At 44.0% G+C, this 22,280-nt stretch carries 18 protein-coding genes; 16 read left to right on the top strand and 2 right to left on the bottom strand.

Annotated elements, in window-relative coordinates:
• Nucleotides 1-119 precede the first annotated feature (119 nt).
• From G6R11_RS11905 to G6R11_RS11865, 9 genes are all read left to right on the top strand, one after another.
• Complete coding sequence (locus tag G6R11_RS11905; protein WP_163133284.1) at nucleotides 120-1,466, top strand: phenylacetate--CoA ligase family protein; 1,347 nt, start codon at nucleotides 120-122, stop codon at nucleotides 1,464-1,466.
• Nucleotides 1,456-2,583: a glycosyltransferase gene (locus G6R11_RS11900; protein ID WP_163133283.1), complete on the top strand. Its 1,128-nt coding sequence runs from the start codon at nucleotides 1,456-1,458 to the stop codon at nucleotides 2,581-2,583. The genes G6R11_RS11905 and G6R11_RS11900 overlap by 11 nt, the downstream gene beginning before the upstream one ends.
• A gap of 97 nt (nucleotides 2,584-2,680) precedes the next feature.
• Nucleotides 2,681-3,313, top strand: a complete 633-nt coding sequence (locus G6R11_RS11895) for a polysaccharide deacetylase family protein (RefSeq protein ID WP_163133282.1) — start codon at nucleotides 2,681-2,683, stop codon at nucleotides 3,311-3,313.
• A gap of 5 nt (nucleotides 3,314-3,318) precedes the next feature.
• Entirely contained in the window at nucleotides 3,319-4,506 is a 1,188-nt protein-coding gene (locus G6R11_RS11890) for a glycosyltransferase family 4 protein (protein ID WP_163133281.1), read from the top strand.
• Nucleotides 4,506-5,030, top strand: coding sequence for a serine O-acetyltransferase (locus tag G6R11_RS11885; protein WP_240352454.1), 525 nt, complete (start codon nucleotides 4,506-4,508; stop codon nucleotides 5,028-5,030). Before G6R11_RS11890 ends, G6R11_RS11885 begins: the two co-directional genes overlap by 1 nt.
• Nucleotides 5,031-6,203 carry a glycosyltransferase family 2 protein gene (locus G6R11_RS11880; protein WP_163133280.1) on the top strand — a complete coding sequence of 391 codons (1,173 nt, stop codon included), beginning with the start codon at nucleotides 5,031-5,033 and terminating at the stop codon, nucleotides 6,201-6,203. It abuts the gene before it with no gap.
• Nucleotides 6,182-7,390 (top strand): hypothetical protein, encoded by a 1,209-nt coding sequence (locus G6R11_RS11875; RefSeq protein ID WP_240352453.1) that lies wholly within the window; start codon nucleotides 6,182-6,184, stop codon nucleotides 7,388-7,390. The genes G6R11_RS11880 and G6R11_RS11875 overlap by 22 nt, the downstream gene beginning before the upstream one ends.
• Complete coding sequence (locus G6R11_RS11870; protein WP_163133279.1) at nucleotides 7,380-8,387, top strand: polysaccharide deacetylase family protein; 1,008 nt, start codon at nucleotides 7,380-7,382, stop codon at nucleotides 8,385-8,387. Before G6R11_RS11875 ends, G6R11_RS11870 begins: the two co-directional genes overlap by 11 nt.
• Nucleotides 8,388-8,466: 79 nt before the next feature.
• On the top strand, nucleotides 8,467-10,017 hold the full coding sequence (locus tag G6R11_RS11865; RefSeq protein WP_163133278.1) for a hypothetical protein: 1,551 nt from the start codon (nucleotides 8,467-8,469) through the stop codon (nucleotides 10,015-10,017).
• Here the strand turns inward: G6R11_RS11865 and xrt are convergent.
• Both xrt and G6R11_RS11855 read right to left on the bottom strand, forming a co-directional pair.
• The gene (gene xrt, locus G6R11_RS11860) at nucleotides 9,994-11,430 is read right to left on the bottom strand and encodes an exosortase (protein WP_163133277.1); all 1,437 of its coding nucleotides are present in this window, start codon (nucleotides 11,428-11,430) and stop codon (nucleotides 9,994-9,996) included. The genes G6R11_RS11865 and xrt overlap by 24 nt on opposite strands.
• A gap of 3 nt (nucleotides 11,431-11,433) precedes the next feature.
• The gene (locus tag G6R11_RS11855) at nucleotides 11,434-12,837 is read right to left on the bottom strand and encodes a TIGR03013 family XrtA/PEP-CTERM system glycosyltransferase (protein ID WP_163133276.1); all 1,404 of its coding nucleotides are present in this window, start codon (nucleotides 12,835-12,837) and stop codon (nucleotides 11,434-11,436) included.
• A 283-nt stretch (nucleotides 12,838-13,120) separates the two neighbouring features.
• Between G6R11_RS11855 and G6R11_RS11850 the strand changes: the two genes are divergently transcribed.
• From G6R11_RS11850 to prsR, 7 genes are read left to right on the top strand one after another with little or no spacing between them, the layout of a single operon-like run.
• On the top strand, nucleotides 13,121-13,762 hold the full coding sequence (locus G6R11_RS11850) for an XrtA/PEP-CTERM system exopolysaccharide export protein (protein ID WP_194164229.1): 642 nt from the start codon (nucleotides 13,121-13,123) through the stop codon (nucleotides 13,760-13,762).
• A gap of 17 nt (nucleotides 13,763-13,779) precedes the next feature.
• Nucleotides 13,780-15,336 (top strand): XrtA system polysaccharide chain length determinant, encoded by a 1,557-nt coding sequence (locus G6R11_RS11845; RefSeq protein ID WP_163133275.1) that lies wholly within the window; start codon nucleotides 13,780-13,782, stop codon nucleotides 15,334-15,336.
• Nucleotides 15,333-16,226: an XrtA-associated tyrosine autokinase gene (locus G6R11_RS11840; protein ID WP_163133274.1), complete on the top strand. Its 894-nt coding sequence runs from the start codon at nucleotides 15,333-15,335 to the stop codon at nucleotides 16,224-16,226. Before G6R11_RS11845 ends, G6R11_RS11840 begins: the two co-directional genes overlap by 4 nt.
• The gene (locus G6R11_RS11835; RefSeq protein ID WP_163133273.1) at nucleotides 16,180-17,667 is read left to right on the top strand and encodes a TIGR03016 family PEP-CTERM system-associated outer membrane protein; all 1,488 of its coding nucleotides are present in this window, start codon (nucleotides 16,180-16,182) and stop codon (nucleotides 17,665-17,667) included. The genes G6R11_RS11840 and G6R11_RS11835 overlap by 47 nt, the downstream gene beginning before the upstream one ends.
• A gap of 2 nt (nucleotides 17,668-17,669) precedes the next feature.
• Nucleotides 17,670-18,740 carry an XrtA/PEP-CTERM system-associated ATPase gene (locus G6R11_RS11830; RefSeq protein ID WP_163133272.1) on the top strand — a complete coding sequence of 357 codons (1,071 nt, stop codon included), beginning with the start codon at nucleotides 17,670-17,672 and terminating at the stop codon, nucleotides 18,738-18,740.
• A gap of 54 nt (nucleotides 18,741-18,794) precedes the next feature.
• Nucleotides 18,795-20,834: an XrtA/PEP-CTERM system histidine kinase PrsK gene (prsK, locus tag G6R11_RS11825; protein WP_163133271.1), complete on the top strand. Its 2,040-nt coding sequence runs from the start codon at nucleotides 18,795-18,797 to the stop codon at nucleotides 20,832-20,834.
• A gap of 39 nt (nucleotides 20,835-20,873) precedes the next feature.
• Nucleotides 20,874-22,220: a PEP-CTERM-box response regulator transcription factor gene (prsR, locus tag G6R11_RS11820; RefSeq protein WP_163133270.1), complete on the top strand. Its 1,347-nt coding sequence runs from the start codon at nucleotides 20,874-20,876 to the stop codon at nucleotides 22,218-22,220.
• Nucleotides 22,221-22,280: the final 60 nt, after the last annotated feature.

Raw genomic sequence — 22,280 nt, 5'->3', positions numbered from 1 at the left:
CAAAGGTGTTTCATTAAACAGAGTAAATAACAGCGCTTGAGAAAGCGAGCAAGCAACTTGTCTGTTCAATACGCAGAGCCTTACACACATTAGTTATCATACGGATATGGAAGTCAACGATGGCCATTTACCCATCTTTTTTACGAAGCTGCTTAATGCCCGCTTACGAGGCGATTAAAGGCAAAGACTTGTTAAAGCATTTAGGTGCTTACGAGCAGCGCCTTTCTTGGACTAAAGAGCAGTTGTTAGCTCATCAATGGCAAGAATTACAAAAGCTTTTGCAGCATGCCTATCAAAATACTCAGTACTATCCTCGAGTTTGGGCCGAGGCTGGCATTAAAGATCCGCGTGATATTACCAACATGAGTGACTTTGAGGCTTTACCGATAGTCACCAAAAACGATATTAAGCAGTACTATGCGGAGTTTGTTTCGAGCAAGCATCCCAACAACATTCGTAAGTCTACCGGTGGCTCTACCGGACAGCCGTTTCACTTTGAGCTAGACCTTAACAGTAATACTCGCCGAGAAGCAGTGATGTGGCGAGGTTATGGTTGGTTAGGCGCTGGATTAGGCCAAAAGACCTTGTACTTATGGGGAGCAGACTTAGGACAGCCATCGCGCTTTAAAACCATTAAAAATGCGCTTTACCACGGCTTTTATAATCGAAAAATGCTCAACTCCTTTGCAATGACTCAAGATAACAAACAAGAGTATGTTGATGACATTAATGCTTACAAACCAGCAGCCATGGTGTCTTATGTAAATCCTCTTTATGAGCTGGCTCGTTATATTAATGACAAGGGAATAAAAGTGTGGCGCCCCAGTACTATTTTAACCGGGGCTGAGCCTTTGCATGATTTTCAGCGAGAAGAAATAGAAAAAGCCTTCAACACCCCGGTGTATAACACTTTTGGTTGCCGAGAATTCATGTTGATGGCTGCAGACTGCCAAGAGCAGCGCAACCTGCATATGAACATCGACCATCTGGTCATTGAAACCATTGATAGCCAAGGTCAAGTGGTAACAGAAACCAGCGGCGACCTCTTAGTCACCGATCTTTACAATTACGGTATGCCCTTGATTCGTTATGTAAACGGCGACCAAGCAACCATTAACTTGCAGGCCTGTAGCTGTGGCAACCCACTGCCAATTATGTCGAGTATTGATGGACGTAAGTTAGACATTATTAAAACACCTTCGGGCGGCAGCATTCCTGGCGAGTTGTTCCCCCATCTATTTAAAGAGTTTGTCGGCATTTCGCGCTTTCAGGTAGTTCAACAGCAGATCGAGCAAGTCACCCTAAAAATAGTGGCCAACGAGCAATTTAGCGATGCGGATAAAGCTGCCATCAGTGATGAGATAAACAAGTACAGTAATGGCGAACTTAGGCTTAACTTTGAGCTGGTGGATGATATTCCGCTTACCGCCAGTGGTAAACATAGAGTAACTATTTGTGAAGTCTAAGCCAGCAATGGTGATTGTCACCAATTTATATCCTTTACCTTGGGAGCCTAATCGCGCCAAGTTTAATCATCAGCAATTTGAGTTGTTAAAAGATGAGTATCAATTGAGCCTGCTTATTCCGGTAGCTTTTCCTGAATGGTTTAAGCATCGCAAGCAAATTAAGCAATCACCAGAGCGGCGTTATGTGCCTTATTTTTACACGCCAAAAGTGGGACGACGTTTTTATAGTGTGATGATGTATTTGTCCTTGCTGTTGCATTCGGGCCTTTGGCTCAAGCGTAAACAGGCCAAGGTGCTTTTGGCTAGTTGGGCCTTTCCTGAAGCGGTTGCGACAAGCTGGTTAGCTAAGTTATTTAAAGCGCGCTTTTTCTTTAAGGTGCATGGTAGTGATATCAACCAGCTGGCGAAAGATCCGGCTCGCGCCAAGCAAATTAAACAAGCTAGTCAAAATGCTTTGGGCATACTTTCTGTATCACAGGCTTTAGCCAATGAAATGCAACTTCTAGGAATTGAGCCCTCGAAAGTGTCGGTCATTTACAATGGGGTAGACCATCAAAAGTTTGGTGGTGAAAGTAACAAACCTATCGCCCAAGATTACATCTTATATGTGGGCAACCTGAAACCAGATAAAGGCGTAGTAGAGCTCTATCAAGGCTTTGCTAGCATTGCAGCTGAACATCCCCAGCTAAAGCTTGTCTATGCGGGCACCGGGGTTAAGCGAGCAGCTATTGAGCAACAAGCGAAAGCCGATGGTTTGGCTGAGCGAGTGACATTCTTGGGCTCGGTAGCACACGCCGAGCTGCCCGCTTGGATTGGTAATGCAAAACTTCTCGCTTTGCCTAGCTACGCAGAGGGGGTGCCTAACGTTGTATTAGAAGCCATGGCTGCGGGCACACCGGTATTAGCCACAGAGGTGGGCGGCATTCCCGAGGTAATGGATACTAACTGTTGTGGTGTAATTATTCCGCCGCAGAGCTCATCGGCGGTGGCTGAAGGGCTAGAACTGATATTAGAAAAACAGTGGGACAAGCAAGCCATTAAGCAACATGCGAGCAAGTTTTCCTGGTCACTTAATCAACAGCAGTTTTTGTCGATGTTGAAAAATGGTGAAGTTTGAAAGATAAGTTAATTATTTGCTGGGGCTAAGCGGGTATTTTGTTACACTATCAAGCTTGCTTAAGCTCTTAGTATTGGCGCAAATGGATTTGTAGTTAATGTTGAATAAGATCAAATATCTTATACGTAGTAAAGTTCTGCCTGATAGTTGGTTTCTAATCAAAAGAAGCCCTCGAGAGGCTGCGCTTTATTTAACCTTTGATGATGGACCTTATCCAGAGTTCACTACTGCTTTATTGGCTTTACTGGCCAAGCATCAAGCTAAAGCCACGTTCTTTGTATTAGGCGCGCGAGCTGAGAAATTTCCAGAGTTAACCCGTCAAATTGCCGAGCAAGGTCATAGCCTAGCCAATCATTCTTATAATCACCCGCGTTTTGATCATATCAGTGCTGCTGAGCGCAAGTTGCAAATCGAGCAAACCAACAGCGCAATTCAAAGCCTTACTCAAAAGCCATGTCGTTTATTTCGCTCCCCGCAAGGGCGTTGGAGTAGTTCGTTACTGGCTTATTTAGTTCGTCGTGGGATGACCGCAGTGCATTGGAGCCGAGACTCCTTAGATTACAAAAAAGAGCCTAGCGTCACACTGATTAAGCGCTTTAACGAGCAGCCGGTAAGTGCTGGCGACATTATTCTATTTCATGATGACAACAACCTTTGCATTGACGCTTTAGCGGAATTAATTCCTCAGTGGCAAGCGCAAGGTTTTGAACTTAAAGCATTGGAGAGCTGAGTTAAATGAACATTTTGTTCCACCATCGAACACGTGGCCGAGGTGCCGAAGGTGTGCATATTCGTGGTGTGGTAAAAGGACTACGTGAACTTGGCCATAAAGTAAGCATTTTGTCCTTGCCTGGCGCGGATCCGGAAGAAGAGCTAGTTACATCGAAACCGCAACAGCAGCAAGCAGAGAAACCTGCCGCTAAGAAAAGCTTGTTTTCTCGCCTAGCTGAGTTAACTAAACATACGCCAGAGTTTGTGTTTGAGCTATTTGAGCTGGCCTTTAATGTGCTGGCTTGGTGGCGTTTACGTAAAGCGGTTAAAGAGCAACAAATAGAGTTTGTTTACGAGCGCTATTCATTGTTTATGTTTGCCAGTGTGTGGTGGGCGAAACGTCATAATATCCCAATTGTGTTGGAGATTAACGATTCATGTTTAGTACATCGAGTTCGCGAGTTATTTTTCCAGCGCTTTGCTCGTTCAATCGAAAAGTGGATATTTAGTAATGCCACTGGCTTAGTATTTATATCTAGCCGTTTTCAGCAAGTGGCCCAAGATGCTTACCCAAATATTGCCCCTTCTGTTATCTCGCCAAACGCTGCCGATTTAGACCAGTTTATTATTGATGATGCTGCTGCTTTAGCGCTACGCCAAAAGCTAGAGGTAGAAGACAAAGTTGTTGTTGGCTACGTTGGGGCTTTTGTACATTGGCATGGTATCGACTGGTTTGTTGATCTAATAGCAGAGCGTTTAAAAGATTACCCTAATATCGTTTTGTTATTGGTGGGTGATGGTGTGTGTTACCAAAGCATTAAGCAACGTATTGCTGATGCTGGCGCAGAGCAGCAAATTATTATGCCTGGCAGAGTTGCTCACGACCAAGTACCGACTTATTTATCGGCCATGGACTTTGGCATTTTGCCAGACTCAAATGACTACGGCTCACCAATGAAGTTGTTTGAATTTATGGCAATGGGCAAAGGTATGGTAGCCCCTGATTTTACCCCGATTGCCGAAGTGGTCGCCGACGGTGAAACCAGTTGGTTATTTAAAGCAAACGATCGTGAATCTTGTGTAGAAAAGGTACTTAGCCTCTCTTCTCAAGTGGAGCAACAGCAGCAGGTTGGTCAGCAGGCTAGAGCTTATATCGAGCGTGAAAGGCAGTGGCGTCATAATGCCGAGCAACTGTTAACTTTGGTGAAATAATGGAAAATATCAAAGCTGATTTTCGTCGTAAGCAAGAAATCTTCAGATTAGATGGAGCGTCTGTAAGCATGCTGAGGATTGTGATGGCTGACGGTTCTAGTGCCAATATTATCTATCGCTGGATGCGCTGGTGTGCCAATCATAACTTAGGTTTGTTGGCCTATTTTTTCCAGTGGTTGAATAAGTTTCTAAATGCTTGTGTGATTGGCTCGGGTGCAGAGTTTGGCCCAGGTTTTGTGATTATGCACCCAGTAGGCATTGTGATTAATTCTAAGGTAAAGGGCGGCAGTAACATTACTTTAGAAAGTGGCGTTGTAATTGGTGACGAGAAAGGTAAATCACCACGCTTAGGCTCAAATTTGTTTGTGGGCGCGGGCGCTAAAATTATTGGTGATTTAGAAGTGGCCGATCAAGTGAAAATTGGCGCTAATGCGGTGTTAACAAAATCTGCAGAAGAGGGCGCAACCATGTTGGGTATACCGGCAAAAGCCTATCGTCGTAAGCCAGCTGAGGTGGAGCAGTAAATGGAATTGTTATTTTGGATAGCGGTGGGCTTAATTGCTTACAGTTATGCTGTTTATCCCATCGTATTGTTAATGGTTAGCGGTATTAAGCAGGCCGTCCGCGATACTCGCTACCTTTGGCGTCGTCGTGAGCGTCGCTCGCTAGAGGCAAAAGAGTGGCCAACAGTATCGATTATTATCGCCGCTTATAATGAAGAACAATGCTTGCAGCAGCGGATAGACAACTTACTGCAGCTTAGCTACCCCAAAGATAAACTTACTATTCATATTGGCTCCGACGGCAGTACCGATAGTTCGGCGGAGATTTTACAGGCAGTAGAAGCCAGTAATTTTAAAGCCCATATTTTTGAGCAAAATCGCGGCAAAATTAACGTACTTAACGACCTGGTTGAGTTGGCCGAAGACCCTATTTTGGTGATGTCTGATGCTAATACTCATTTCGAAGTGGATGCCATTGAAAATTTAGTAAGGCACTTTGATAGCGATGATATTGGCGCGGTATGTGGTGAGTTGCATTTGGTTGACTCAGAGTCTGAAGATAACAAAGACGGTATTTACTGGCGCTACGAGCAAATGCTCAAGTTTCATGAATCTCGCTTAGGTGCGCTGCTTGGTGCTAATGGTGCCATTTACGCGATTGCAAAGCCGTTGTACCAAGCGTTACCAGCCAATACTATTGTTGATGACTTCATGATTGTTATGAACGTATCGAAGGCTGGTAAAAAAGTGCTGTATGAACCAAACGCAGTCGCCTTTGAAGAAGTTGCACCCTCGCTGCAAGATGAAGAAAAACGCCGAATACGGATAGGCACCGGCAACTACCAAGCTTTTACTCACTGCTTATGGGCGCTAAACCCATTACAAGGTGCGCGTTTTTTTGCTTACTTAAGCCACAAAGTTTTACGCTGGTTTACCCCGCATTTAATGCTTATCGCTTTAGCTTGTAACTTAGTGCTGGTGGCCAAGCCTTTATACGCAAGTTTGTTAGCTGTTCAACTAGCTGGTTACTTGGTGGCGGCATGGGGTAATAGTCGTAGTAAGCGTGGTAAAAGCGTGCCCGGCAGTATCGCTTTTCTAACCTTTTTTGTTTCAATGAACATGGCTTTGTTAAAAGGCTTCTACTCTTTCTTGTTTAAAAATGTGCAAGGCACATGGCAAAGGACATCACGGTGATAATCTTTTCGGCTTTATTGGTACCTATACTGCTTGGCGTAGCAGCGGTAACCCTAATCATTCGCAAGAAGCACATGCATCTTTGGTTACCTCATTACTTAAAACAGAAGTTTAGAGCGAAGGCTAAATTTGAGGGCCCAACCCACGTTTTGTTTTGCTTTGTTGACCACTATGAGCCGCAATGGGGTAAAAACATAAGCCTTGAGCAAGAACGAGCTCGAGTTGAGCGTTGGCATAGCGAATACCCAGACGTAGCAGGTAAACACCAAGATGCTGATGGCTGTCATCCTAAGCATTCGTTTTTTTATCCTGAAGAAGAATATCGCTATGAGCATTTGGCTAAAGTTGCCGATTTGTGTGCGCGCGGTTTTGGTGAAATTGAAGTTCACCTGCATCACGAAGACGATACCAGTGACAACTTACGTAAAACTCTAGAAGGCTTTACCGAGTTATTGCATGAAAAACACGGTGCTTTTGTACGCAGTGAAGAAACAGGGAAGTTGCAGTATGCCTTTATTCACGGCAACTGGACCTTAGACAACTCTCACCCAGAAGGTAAATTATGTGGCGTAAACGATGAGCTTATCGTGTTGCGTGAAACAGGCTGTTTTGTTGACTACACCTTTCCATCGGCGCCAAGTGTTACTCAGCCTGCTACCGTGAACGCGATCTATTACGCTAAAGATGACCCCAATGCTCCGAAGTCTCACAATACCGGCAAAATGGTAAAAGTAGGCGGGCAAACTTGGGGCGATTTAATGCTAATAAATGGCCCACTGGATCTAAATTGGAAAGCCCGCAAAAAAGGCATTTTCCCGCAAATCGAAAATTCCGACATTCGTACCAGCATGATGCCAACTAAAGATCGTGTTGATTTATGGGTTAACGCCAACATCCATGTTGAAGGTAGACCTGAGTGGCGCTTTATTAAAATACACACTCATGGCACCCAAGAAGCCGACATGCCTACTTTATTAGGTAAGCCTTTTGACGATATGTGTAGTTACTTGGAAAGTAAGTACAACGACGGTGAAAACTACGTATTGCACTATGTTTCAGCTCGAGAAATGTACAACATGGCCAAGGCTGCAGAAGCGGGCGAGTTGGGTGATCCAAATCAGTATCGTGATTATTTGGTTAAAGCGCCTAATTATAAAACCTTAGATGAGCATACGGATGCTGAGTAGAGCCAAAATTCGGCAATTTTTTTTCGGTAAGCGTAGCGTTTCTCAAAAGCGCTGGCAGCAGCGCTTACCCGGCATTTATGTATTTAATTATCATCGCATTGGTGACGCCCGCTTTAGCGAGTTTGATCCCAATGTGTTTAGTTGTACTGCTGAGCAATTTGAGCAGCACTTATTGTTTTATAAGAAAGAGTTTGAAGTATTAGATGAGGCCAGTTTAATTGCCTTGTTAGATTCAGGTGAAGCAATTGACAAACCCTATGCTCTAATCACCTTTGACGATGGTTACATTGATAGTTATCAGCATGCTTTCCCACTGCTTGTAAAACATAAGCTTAGTGCAGTGTTTTTTGTGGTAACCGAATATACCAATGGCGGTATTTTTGCTTGGTGGGATGAGGTGGCATGGCTGGTTAAGCATTGCCAGTCTAGTTCCTTAAAGCTAAATCACTGGTCTAGTGCCGTGGATTTAAGCGGAAAGAATCAAACGCAAAATATTCGCAAACTGCTTTATGCTTTTAAAGAAGACCATAGCTTTTCGATGGAAGAAAAGTTGGAGATGTTAAAAGCTGAATGTAAAGCGCCTCCAATGCCTAGCTCTCATAGCGTGTTTGCAAATTGGCCTCAGTTGAAAGAGATGGTTGACGGAGGCATGACCATTGGTTCGCATACTCGTAGTCATCCTATTTTAGCTCACCTATCTTTAGAGCAGCAGCGTGAAGAGTTAACTCAGTCACGCGATTTTATTGCGAGCAAACTAAATACATCGGTATCGATGCTGGCCTACCCAGTAGGGCGCACAGACAGCTTTACAGAGCAGACCCAAGCGCTTGCTAAGGAATGTGGTTATCGTTTGGCTTTCTCCTTTATGAATGGCATTAACGCCCAATTGGATGGACATAGCGCCTATCAGTTGAAGCGGATTTCGGTTGATGGCAATAAGTCGGTTGATTCACTTAAAGTGCAAGTTATGGAGCTAAATTCGAAGCATCGCGCTTAATTGGCCTTGCTCAAGCAATACAATTGCACTTAACTGAATAAGTTATTGAAAATACCTTTTCTAGTTGAGGATATGGAATATGCAAGGACTTGCTATTAACGCGTTTAGTTTAGTGCGATGGCTAAGAGCTGTTTGCTTACTGCTTGTTGCGAGTATGTTTAGTTATGCAGCAAATGCGAGTATTGAACTGGAACTTGAAATTAAAGCCCTTCCTAACGCCAGCAAATTTCACTATGTGGTTGTTCCTTTCCCAAATTTTACAGTTTCAAATAAGCAGGGTTTTTCACTTCAGCAGCAAGGCACTTCACTTAAATTCAGCGCTCATGCTCACCTGCTTTGGCCTCTGCGCCGTGGGGCATCTTTTTATCGAGGCGTGTTGTTTAAAATTGAGGGCTTAAAGCAAGGCAATGTGACACTCACTTGGGGCGAGAGTTTAGCAAAACCTAGCCAAGCTTTAGAGTTTGATGAAGCTTATCTAGCCGAAGTGCGTTACCCAGAGTCCTGGCTCAATAAAGCGCTGTATTCACCATTAACTTACAATGCCAATAATATTGATTGGGGCTGGCTGGATAATGCCTATTGGCGATATGCGTCTTATAGCGCCGATGAAGCGGTTATTGCTGAAGTGAGCAAACCTAAAGATCCCGCAAAAAAAACCACATTACCTAGTAATAGTGCCGCTCCATGGTTGTATGACAGACCATTTACGTTCTATCAATTATTTTACAAAACGGCCGATCCGCGCTGGCAAAAAACGGCTCACCAACAAGCGCAGTTTTTTATGAGTCAGCTTGACGATAATGGCGACTTTAAGCTGAAGGGCTCAGCGGATCTAAAATACATGTTGAGTAGTGGTTTGTTGATTGACTATTTGTTCTACCCTCATCGCTCAACCAAGTTAGCCATTGAGAAGATGGTAAAAAAAGGCTTAGCGTGGCCTGAGCGTTATTCTACCAAGTTGGGGTTTTGGACCGAGCGTCATTTATCCGTAGCGCTGGGTTTGGCTCTTACTCAGTGGGAGTTAAATAGTGATGAGCATTCGTTTATGCGCTTAGATGCCCTCATTGATGGGATCCGTGAGGACCTGTGGGTGAGTTCACCAGGTCAAGGCGGTTGCCTTAAACACCAATTAAAAGCGCATTCCAACAAAAAAAGCAAAGATATGGTGTGCTCACCGTGGATGTCGGCATTAGTGGCGGAGCAGCTTTGGCGTTACTTTTGGATAAGCGAAGACCTGCGAGCAGCAGATCTCATTATCGATTTTTCAGATATGCTGCTACACCACGGTGTATACACAGTGGAGAGCAAAGGAAAGACCTTGTACATACCCGACTATTTGATCTTTTTTAAAAAGTCTATTTTTCAAGATAGAAACTCTTGGACAGAGCGTCAGCATGCTTGCGATGTAGCGGGAATGGTTTATAAGGGCGTCTATTTAAAGCAGCAACGCTTAGAAGATGAGTTCTTGCTCGAGTTATTGGGACAAGAGCTACTGAATACCTGTGAAGGAACCATGGACAAGAAAGGAAAAACAGCCATGAGTAACCTTAACTGGCCGTTAAAACCTTTAAGAAAATTCAATTGGTGGTTTGCTACTAATGGCTCGCTAACCTGGCTGCTGAAACAGTAGCTGAGGGTCTTGGTATTTAAGCAATTGTTCCGAGAGAACCTGTTTAGCTTCGCGGCAGTCCTGCTCTACACACAGGGCTGATGCAACCACAATTGCACTCTGGCGTTGCCCTACGAGTATTTCGCTAAAGCGCTGAGCTCGAAGTGCTGAGCGCTTGGATACCATGCCTTTAGCACCAGCATAGCTATAAGCTAGTAATCCAGGACGGTTAGCTGCTGAACGGAAATAAACATAGTTAACTGCTTGCTCAGTTTCTGAGTTATCAATACGCAGGTTCTCTGGCACCACTTCGTTTAGGTAAAATGAAGCTTTGTTATCCAAGCCTAAGCCGCTAAACAAAAATACCCAATGATTGAGTTCTACTTGATTAAGGCTAAGGCTATGTTGATCCACAGATTGATACTGCGCAACTTGAAGAGCAGGGTGGTAGCTAGTGCTTGCTTTAGCTTCTTCAGCGTTTAGCTTATTGGCATCCCATACCGGCCAATCGATTAAGGTAGGTGAAAAGATTAATAAAGCCAAAACAACAAAAGCCAGACCTCTAACCGACGGGCCTTCTGTTTGCTCTACTTTAGCTTGAGCGACCAACTCGCTAGACAGCTTGCCACCTACATAAAATGCCAATAACAAATAAGGGATATAGAGATACCAACCTAAGTTGTTGTGGTCATAAATAATTTCACTTTGCATCTGGGTTTCATGGCCTATCAAAATGATAGTGATGATGCGAACCCAGTTCACGATTAACGCGCCAAGCATGCAAACAGCAAAAAATATCAAGGCATTTTTTACACTGCGAATATTGAAATAGATGTACAACAAACACAAAAACAAAGAGGTAATAAAGTAGCGCAGACCGCTGCAACCATTGGCAATTTCAAATTGTCCTGAAGGAATCGAGACTACATTCCCCTCAAAGTAGCTTGGTACATGGGTGTAAGCCATTACCATCTCTACCACAGTGGTCGATAAGCTTTGTAAAGGCGGCGACAAAATCCCCCAAATAGGTGTGGCGAATAGCAGGACTAAAGCATAGACATAAAGGCTTTTATGATGTTTAAAAACACTTAATAAGCTGAACAGTAAAACAAAGGGCAATAGCGCCCTAACCGGCAAGCTGATTTGGCTTAAGTAAAGCAGCAGCTCAATGGCTAAACTGGCAATTAACAATACCAACCACAAGCTTGCACCTTGGCGAAACTGCAGTTGTTGACGGCAATCGTAAAGTACATACAGAGCAACAATTGGGATTAAGAATGCATGTGAGTAGGTGCCATCATCAAAGCTGTAGCGCCATATATCTAGTACTACAGGCCAAAAGAGTAAAGCTACTAAAGCGGTAATACCAAGAACAACAGCGGCTTGTAATAAGCCGCTGTTGTCTGGTTTGTTAGTTGGTTCAGTCGCTACCAAGGATTAACGCCCTTTTCCGAACAATATAATCTCGGCGGTGCGCACTAGAATCAATAGATCGAGTAGGAAGCTTCTGTGTTTGATGTAGTAAAGATCAAATTTTAGCTTCTCAAGCGCATCCGCTTCGGTACTGCCATAAGGGTACTTAAGCTGTGCCCAACCGGTTAAGCCTGGTTTAACGTTGTGGCGCTGGTTGTAATAAGGAATCGATAATACCAATTCTTTTACAAACGCAGGTCGCTCTGGTCGAGGGCCAACAAAGCCCATATCACCCACTAATACGTTATAAATTTGTGGCAGTTCGTCGACGCGGTATTTACGAATAAAGTTACCCACTTTGGTTACGCGTGGGTCTTCTTTTTGGGCCCATTTGGCGCCATCTTTCTCAGCGTCGGTACGCATGCTGCGGAACTTGTAAATATTGAAAGGCTGACCATTTAAACCAATACGCTCTTGAGAGTAAAGCACTGGTGCTCTAATCCCTTCCTCTAACTTAATCATGATGACGGTAATCAACATCAATGGCCAAGTGAGGAACAATACAATCAGACCTAAGAAGGTATTACATACCCAATCTAAAGAGCTACGTAAGTAGTTAGTTGAATGGAAACCATTGCTGTAAATTACCCATGAAGGATAGATAAGGTTTACTGCAATTTGACCCGATTCACGTTCGATGAAGTCGATAATGTCGGTGATTTCAACGCCACGTAGTTTACATAGGAACAAACTATCCACCGGTAAGTTAGCGCGGCGCTCATCGGCTGCGATTACTATCTCTTCTACGCCGTTAGCAAGCACAAATGACTCTAAAGGTTGGTCAAGCTCAAGAATGGTTTCGCGTTTAATACCCTCTTCAGAGTCGCCAGGCATACGAATAAAGCCGGCCATTTCAAAGCTAACTCGATCAGATTTACGGCGCATACGTTTTTCAATGATACTGGCGCGTTCACCAGCGCCTAAAACCAAAATTCGTTTGCGACCCATGTGCTCATATTGCATTTTAAGCGCAAAGTAACGAATGGTGGTTAAGCCCATCATTACTGCTGCGTATAGCAACTCACGGAAATTACCAGGAAGAACATCTAGGGGGGTAAGTACGTAAATAACAGAAGATATGAAGTAACCCAAGGCAATACTTACCAACAAACGGCGTATTACCCCACGAAAGGTTTCGCGAATCTTTTGGTTATATAAACCAACTGACAATATTGACAGTTGAATTGGGAAAGTAAATGCCAAACAGTGTAGTAACAGTATTCCTTCACCGTAAGCAGGGATCCCTTCAAAGCCGCTTAGGCGGAGAAGTTCAACACCAATGACAAAAACCCCGATGAGCACCAAAAATTCGGCAAGAATTATCGCTCTACTACCGGGATCTAGATTATGAAATTTCGAACCAGCCACGCTTCTTCCTTGAAACAAGATATTAATAATAGTTTTAAGACTAATCAGTATACCGAGATTTAGACGCAGAGCCACAAAAAATCGGTGTAACTTGTGCTCAGCTAGTTAAACCTAAGTTTGTTACCTGCGCTTTACATTTCCAACAGCTTGAAGATAAATGTCGATATATTAAAACTATTTAGCTCAAGAGATTTACAACATGCGCGCTCGCACACTATCATGGAAAAAAGGACTACCTCAATCAATGTTATTTTGATGGACTCTCAGCGAAATGGACAGTGCTATGAAAAAACTCAACCAAGTAGTAATTAAATTGCTCTCGTTTATGGCGATAGGGCTTTTCCTAACCGCTTGTTCGAACAACCTACCTACTTTACCTGGCGCGTCGGTTCATCCGTCGCTTACTGCTAACCCAGCAGATTACAAATATTTGATAGGCCCAGGTGATGAACTCAACATCTTTGTATGGCGTAACCCTGAGATATCAGGCACTTTCATCGTGCGTCCAGACGGCATGGTGTCTACCTCGCTAGTTGAAGACCTAGAGGTATCGGGTAAAACGCCTACTGAATTAGCTCGTTTGATCGAGTCTGAGTTAGCAGAGTTTATTCGTGACCCAATTGTGACTGTTACCGTAGAAGGCTTTATTGGACCATTTAGCGAACAGGTTCGAGTAATTGGTGAAGCTTTCGAGCCACAAGCCATTAACTACCGTGAAGATATGACGCTGCTGGATGTGATGATTCAAGTAGGTGGTCTAACAGAATACGCTGATGGTGATAACGCTCGCTTGGTTCGAGTGGTTAGCGGTGAGCAGCGCTCGTATAAAGTACTAGTTGGTAAATTGATTCAAGACGGTGAGATTGAAGCCAATGTAGATGTTCTTCCTGGTGATATTATCATTATCCCAGAAGCATGGTTTTAGTCGGAGTAGTCGTATAAATGCAAGATTTAATTGAGGACTTTCTGCAATACCTGCGAGGGGTATGGTTAAAGCGCCGTTATATTTTAATCGCACTGTGGATTATTTGCCCGATTGGCTGGGTAGCTGTGACATTGATGCCAAATCAATACACCGCCGAGGCTAGGGTTTACGCAGATACTCGCTCATTATTGCAGCCTCTACTCAAAGGTTTAGCCATCCAAACTGACCCCAGTCAGGAGTTAGCGATGATGGTTAAAACGCTGCTAAGTCGCAGTAATTTGGAAAAGATTGCTCGAGCTAGTGATGCTGATGTAAGGGTGAATAACAGCACTGAATATGACGCCTTGTTAGATGGCCTAAAAGAAACCATCGAAATCGATAAAACTCGTCGTGAAAATCTCTATACCATTAGCTTTGAGGCAGACTCGCCACAGTATGTCCGTGATGTGGTGCAAGCTGCATTAGACGTATTTGTTGAGAACACCCTCGGTGAGAAACGCCAAGACACCGACACGGCTAACTCGTTTATTAATCAGCAGATTGAAGAATACGAGACGCGCCTGATTGAGGCAGAAAAACGATTGGCTTCTTTTAAGCAAGAGTACACAGCCTTCTTGCCTGGTAAAGAGTCTACTTACTACAGCAATCTCGAGAACGTTAAAAAGCAGCTAGAAGAAACTCGCCTGCAACTTAGTGAGGCCGAAACCAAACTGGTTTCAGCGAGAGCGCAATTGGCTAGTGAAGAGGTATTGGCCTCACAACAAACTGCGCGCGTTCGCACTGAGTTTGATGATCGTATTTTGGCAATGCAAACTCGCTTAGACGACTTGTTGTTGCGCTACACAGAACGCCATCCTGATGTGGTGGAAGTGCAGCGTCAATTAGCGTCTTTGCAAAAGCAAAAAGAAAATGCCTTAACTACGGCAAAAACGCCAGCTGCGCTCGCTTCAGAGTCGGTTATCTACCAAGATCTTAAGATTACCGTTAGCCAGATTGAAAACGATGTAGCTTCGCTTAGAGTTCGTGAGCAAAGGCACAAAGAGAAAGTCGATAATTTAGAAGAGCAACTGCGCCAAGTACCAGACGTAGAGGCAAAGCTTACTGGTCTTAACCGTAACTATGAAATTACCAAGTCTAAATACGAAGACTTACTATCGCGAAGAGAAAGCGCGCTTATTTCACAAAGTGCCGGTAAAACCACCGACGATATTAAATTTAGGGTGATTGACGCGCCAAGGGTTCCTATTGAACCTTCAGGCCCTAAACGTCCTTTACTCATTGCTGGTGTGTTGATTTTTGCCCTCGCGGTTGGTGTTGGTTTATCGCTGGCCTTTAGTCAAGTGAACCCGGTAGTTTCAAGTATTCAGCAGTTATACCAACAAACTGGTTATCCTGTTTTAGGGGTGGTATCGGCGACCGAAAGCTCCGGCTTATTGAAAGTAGAAAAGCGCAAAATGCGAGTGTTTGTATTGTCTAACGCTGTTTTACTATGTGGTTTTGTTGGCTTTATGGTGATCAACCTGTTGCCAAACTTACACAGTAGAATTATTACCGGTTTAGGTGGATTGCTATGAGTACCATAGAAAAAGCAATGGGCAAGCTTGCTAAACAAGCCCAAGCTAAGCAAGAAAATAGTGAACAGCATGAAACTGTAGAACAAAGCCAAGCTGCAGTTAGCAGCGAGGCCCCTGCAGAAAAGCGTGAAAAGCCGGTACTGCAAATAGATTCAGCAGTGTTAAAACGCTTAGGCATGCTATCGGATATTCGCTCTCGCGAAACTAGAATGCTCAGTGATGAGTACCGAAGCATTAAACGTAAGCTGATTAAAAATGCTTTTGAGCCGGGCTTAATACCGCAAAATAAAAGTAACTTGATTATGGTTACCAGTGCTAACCCAGGTGAAGGTAAAACATTTACTTCGATTAATTTAGCGCTGAGTTTAGCGCTGGAAAAGGATAAAACAGTACTACTGATTGATTCAGATGTATTAAAGCCTACCGTGAGCAAAACACTGGGCATTGGCCAGCACATGGGCTTAATGGAGTACCTACTGGGTGAAACCGATGACATTGCTGATGTTATCTATCACACCAATATTCCTAATCTAAGAATTATGCCTGCAGGCATGCCGCATCACCTGAGTAATGAGTTGTTGGCTAGCGATAAAATGCGTTCACTTACACAAGAGCTGAACAGCCGTTATTCCGACCGCGTTGTATTGTTTGATAGTCCTCCGGTGCTTGGGGTAAACGAAACGGTGGTGTTGTCTAACTTTATTGGACAAGCGGTGGTGGTAGTGGAACAAGATGGAACCAAGCTCGCTGCGATTAGATCCGCTGTATCGCAATTTAGCGATGAGCTGGCAATCGGATATGTATTGAATAAAGCAGTACACGGCAAAACAGGGACTTACGGATATGGCTACGGATATGGCTATGGATATGAGGAAGAACGCAGCGCCTAAAATAGTTGTTGCGCTGGCTATTGCTGTTGGAGTATCAAGTTCGGTTAATGCTGCTGAGGTAGAGTTTCGCCCAGAAATTGGTGCGGAGCTGGTTTACACCGATAATGCGGGTCTTACTGAAGAAGCGCCTGAGTCTGGTGAGATTGGTATTTTGTCTGCCGGTATTGTTTCAGAAGTTATAGGTAAAGATGGCGAACTCTCTCTTGATTACCGGGCGAGGCAAACCTACCACTCTTACGATTCCGAAAAAAATAAGCTTTATCACGAACTCGATTTTACTGGTGATAAAAAGCTAGGAAATTCTGGCTTTAGTGTCGATGCTGTGGCGTCTGTTGATATCCTACCAGCAGAAGTGAGTAGCAATGCTATTACTGATGTTATTTCTGGAGATTTGATTCAAGGCAGTGAGTTAGGCCTTGGATTAAATTACCAATCAAACCCACGTAAATGGGTGGATCTTAACGCTCGAGTTGCCAGTAGCTTATACCGTTACGAAGATGACCGCGGTAATAACAACGATTACGATGCGTCACTGCTGTTCAGAAATGGCCAAAAAGTAAACACTGCATTTTGGTTAATTGACTCCAGCTATATTCGCCGCGAAGCGCGCGGTAACTCTTCAGAAACTGAAAATATTAAATATAAAGGTGAGTTGGGCTTGCAGCAACGCTCCGGCTTCAGCCCCTTTATACGCTACTACGCAGAGAGTTACTTGCAAGGTGTTAGCTCATCGGAAAAGGTCGGAGAGTCAGAGAGTTGGGGGCCGGCGGTTCGTTACTTCCGCTCTCGCTTAAGCTACTTTGAATTGAGCTATAACTTTTCTTTAGATAAAGATAAAAACGAAGATTATGTAGGCGCTGCGGTTAACCTTGAACCAAACCGCCGTACCAAGCTGTTTTTTGAATATAGTAAGCGCTTTTATGGCGATGCCTACGAGTTCACCTTCTTCCACCAAAAGCGCCGTATTAGCACCGACATTAGCTACATAGAAGAGCCCACTAGTTTCGACCGCCGTTTCTTTGTTGAAGGTGACAGTGTTGAAGAGCAAAAGCTTGATAAAACCCTTAGGTGGAATACCGGCTTAGACCTACGCCGCTCTGGGCTTGATTTTGAGCTTCGCCACCAAACTCGCGAAGGTTTGCGCGACGTAACAGATTTTGTCAAAGATACCACTTATGGTGGCGGTATTAGCGTAGATCATAAGTTAAGCCGTAAGCTGATCATTGCCTTTGCATTTGACTACGACCACTACACATTTGACCGCCTCAATGGCATCGATCAAGTGGATAAGTACAGTCGCTACGATCTGTCTCTAAATCAAGACCTCATTGAAGGGTTCTTCCTCACTTACCGCTACCAGTTTACTCACCGTAGCTCCAATATAGTGGGCAGAACCTATGACGAAAACCGAGTATCGATTAACGCGACTAAGCAGTTTTAAGTATGTATGAATCATTTTTTGGCTTAAGTGATAAACCATTTAAGCTTAGCCCTGACCCTAAGTTTTTCTTTGCCAGCCCTCACCATGACCGCGCGGTGTCTTACCTGCGTTATGGCTTATCTCAAGGGGAAGGTTTTATTGTTGTAACGGGGCCAATTGGCACCGGAAAAACCACTATCGCACGGAGCTTATTAGCTTCGGTGGATGATTCCATTGTGGCGGCTCAAATTGCCACAACTAAACTTAATCCCGATGAATTAGTTCGTTTAGTTGCAGCCCAGTTCAGCATTGATGTTGAAGGCTTAAATAAAGCCGACATTCTAAAACGCTTTGAGCAATATTTACTGACCTTAAATAAGCAAGGTAAACGCGCCTTGTTGGTGGTCGATGAAGCGCAGAATTTGCCAGCAGAAACCGTTGAAGAACTGCGGATGCTGTCTAACTTTCAACTTAACGACAAACCTCTTTTTCAAAGTTTCTTACTTGGACAAGAGGAACTAAAACCAATTATTGAACTGCCGGAAATGGAGCAGTTTAGACAAAGGATTATTGCATCTTGTCACCTAAAACCTTTGGATGCAGAGCAAACCCAAGGTTACATATTACACCGCCTCAAACAGGTTGGTTGGAATGAAAACCCTAAACTCGATGAGGATATTTTTCAGCAAATAGCCGGCTTTACTAAGGGCATTCCACGAAAGATTAATATCTTTGCCGACCGACTATTTTTATATGCGTTTTTGGAAGACCTACACGCAATTAGCCAATCCGATGTAGCTGCTGTAATAGAGGAGATGGGCGGTGAGCTTTCTGGTTCTTTACAGGGTACGCCAGAACAGCAAGGTGTTTCGGATATTGATGCAGTATTAGGGCGCCAATATGAAGACGGTATCGACGCTAGCGCCAGTATTGGCAATGCCGCCATCGGTGATAGCCAATTAAAAGCAAAACTACTTGATGTGTCTAGCTACCTAGAAGAGGTGGTGTTGCGCAAAATAAAAATCATTCGCTATCTAGATAAAATGATTGAGAAGAAGCGAAAAGAAATCGTCGAGTTAAGCGAAAATAGCTAAGTCTTGTTTATTGTTTGCTGCTGCATAGCCTAGCGGGTAAATGGAAGGTCACCTTTGAGTATTATTGTTGGTTTATTAGGGTACAGCATTGCAGCGCTGGTGTACTTGCTATTCAGCTTATTGTTGCTCACAACTAAGCAAAGTGGCTTTCAACGCCAAGCCTTAAGCCTGGTGGTATTTTTTACGCTGCTGTGGGCATCCTCTGGGGTTGCTCAGATGTGGATTGCGCTTTCCCTTGGCTATTTGTTTGGTATCGAAACACTACGTAACGCTCTGTGGTTCTTATTGCTTTACGCCACCATCGCCCCACGCTTCGAGCTTAGCAATTTTATTCGTGGCCCTTGGCGTAAAAAGGGCTTGTTGCTGGGCATGATGTTTATCGCATGTCTACAAATAACGACTACTTTGGCAGGCCTTCAGTTAAACCAGTTTTGGCTAGTCACACAGCTATCACAAACCGTTATTGGTTTGTGGTTAATAGAGCAGTTATATCGGCGCATTGATGTGAGTGCTCGCCCCACCATTAAACCTATGTGCCTTGGTTTGGGCGGCATGTTTGCCTTCGATTTCGCTTTATATGCCAATGCCTTAATTACCTCTGGGATCTCCTTTGATTTTTGGAGCTTGCGTGGCTTTGTCGCCATACTTGCTGCGCCGCTGGTCTTGTTAAGTGCCCGCAGGATCAAGCGCTGGTCGACTAAAATCTATGTCTCACGTGATGTGATTTATCACAGTACTTTATTGTTAGTAGCCGGTGGTTACTTACTGGTCATGGCTTTAGTCGGTTACTACATTCGTTATGCGGGTGGTGACTGGGGCAGCATGGCTCAGAATGGCTTTTTTGCCTTGAGCGCGTTAATTCTAGTGAGCTTGTTTTTATCTGAACGCTTACGCAAACGTTTAAAGGTGCAAATTACCAAACACTTCTTTGCGAATAAATATGAATACCGCGAAGAGTGGATGAAGTTTGCAGCTGTGCTTGAAGAAGATGGCGTCTCGCCCTATAGCATCGCGCTTAAGGCGATTAACCAGCCTTTCGATTGCCAATATGCTGGTTTAGCTATTGTAGAAAACGGCCGCTATGTGGTTAAAGCTACTTACAACATTCGAGACGATGATTCGCAGGCTCAATTGTGTTTAGAGCATTTGGCTGGACAAGCCATTGAGCATCAATGGATTGTTGATATCGAGGAGCTAAAAGAAGATACCAGCGTGGTGCCGTTTCAAGTTTCCAGTAACAAGTTACAGCAAATTACCAAGTTTTGTTACGTGATCCCAATGAGCACTAGTGCAGGCTTTAAAGGTGTAATTTTGCTGTCTTCGCCCTCAGCTATTCATAGTGTGAACTGGGAAGACCGTGATTTAATGCGAGCGATTAGTCGCCAGCTGGCGGTATTTCTTAACTTGCACCGTTCTAACCTAGCATTGGCCGAAAGCCAGCAGTTTGATACCTTTAACCGCATGTCTGCTTATCTGGTGCATGACCTAAAGAATGTACTAGCGCAATTGCAGCTGATGTCGAAAAATGCAGTAAAACATAAACATAACCCAGAATTTATTGATGATGCGTTTGAAACCGTAGACTCAGCGGCCAATCGTTTAGCCAAGGTTGTTGCGCACTTAAGTAAGAAGCAACGGGTAGATACAGTGGTTGCTCCATTTGAGCTAAAAGCCGCACTTGAGCAGGTTGTTCAATCTCGTTCAATCAGTAAGCCGGTTCCGCAGTTGGAGTTCACCTTAAATGAGGCCTTTGAGCTAGTGGGTGACCAAGAGCGATTCGTAAACGTGGTTTCGCACCTAGTGCAAAATGCTCAAGATGCTACCTTAGAAGACGGAACGATTTGCATTCGTGCAGGCAAGCAAGCCAATGAATGCTTAATAGAAATACAAGACAACGGCGAGGGAATGAGCGTAGAATTTATAGATACACGCTTATTCAAGCCTTTTGATACCACCAAAGGTAATGCTGGCATGGGTGTAGGCGCCTATGACGCGAAACGCTTTGTAGAAGATCTTGGTGGACATATACAAGTTACGAGTAATGTTGGCGAGGGTAGCTTATTTAAGTTGTACTTGCCCATTCATAAAATTTAGCTGGCTTAATGTGCTAGCAAAGCTGATGGAAAAAATAACATGGAAACGTTATTGGTTGTTGAAGACGACCCAGGTATTCAAAAACAGTTAAAGTGGAGCTTTAGCGACTACGAAGTCATTATTGCTGGTGATAGGAAGGAAGCCATCACTGCTCTGCGTCGTTATGAGCCTAAAGTGGTGACTTTAGATTTGGGTTTACCGCCAGATGAGGCCAATGCCAGTGAAGGTTTAGCGACGCTAAAAGAGATGCTGGAATTAAATCCAAAGCTCAAAGTGATTGTTATAACTGGCAACGAAGATAAAGAAAACGCCCTAAGTGCTATCGCTATGGGAGCGCATGATTTTTATCAAAAGCCGATTGACGACGACACCATGTCGGTGATCATCGCTAGAGCATTTTGGGTTGCCAATATAGAGCTCGAAAATGAAACCCTAAAGGGGGCTTCATTAGATAACAACGGCTTTTTAGGTAACTCCCCGCAGGTACAGAAAGTCTGCCGCATGGTGGAGCGTATCGCACCTACCGAGGTAACCACGTTATTGCTAGGTGAAAGTGGTACCGGTAAAGAAGTATTAGCTCGTGCTATTCATCAACAAAGCCCGCGCAAAGACCAACCTTTTATTGCGATTAACTGTGCTTCTATCCCTGAAAACTTGCTAGAAAGCGAGCTATTTGGTTTTGAAAAAGGCGCATTTACTGGGGCGCATAAAACCACCGAAGGTAAAATTGAGTGCGCTAATGGCGGTACTTTATTTTTAGATGAAATTGGCGATATGCCATATTCGCTTCAAGCAAAAATTCTTCGCTTCTTGCAAGAAAAAGTGGTTGAGCGAGTAGGCGGACGCAAAGAAATTGCGGTGGATGTGAAAATTGTTTGTGCGACCCACCAACACTTGCAAAACATGGTTGAGCAAAAAGAGTTCCGTGAAGATTTGTTTTACCGAATCAGTGAGATCACCATTAATATCCCGCCGCTTCGCGACCGTGGTGAAGATGTAGTGTTGTTAGCCCGCGCTTTCTTGCAAAACTATAATAAGCAAATGCAGCGCAATATTAATAACTTTAGCGATGACGCGATTACCGCTTTAACTAATCACCGCTGGCCCGGCAATATTCGCGAGCTGCAAAATAAGGTGAAGTCGGCAGTTATCATGGCTGACAATAAGCAGATTACTGCAGATGATTTGGCTTTGCCGATTGGCGATGAAGAACAAGTTAAACTGGCGCTAAACCTTCGCCATGTGCGTGAAGCCGCAGAGAAGCAAGCGATTAATAAAGCCTTAGCGTTAAGCAACGGTAATATTTCTAATACTGCTGGTTTGCTTGGTGTTACTCGCCCAACCTTGTATTCTTTGCTGGATAAATATGGTTTAAAAACTGACTAAGGTTAGTTTGTTTGTAAAGCGGCGCGAGCCGCTTGTTGTAACTACTCAATTAGGCCCCTC

The organism is Agarivorans sp. Alg241-V36, from assembly GCF_900537085.1.
GTDB lineage: Bacteria > Pseudomonadota > Gammaproteobacteria > Enterobacterales > Celerinatantimonadaceae > Agarivorans.
Note: the sequence above shows the minus strand (reverse complement) of the source record. Positions and strands in the feature narration are given on the sequence as shown.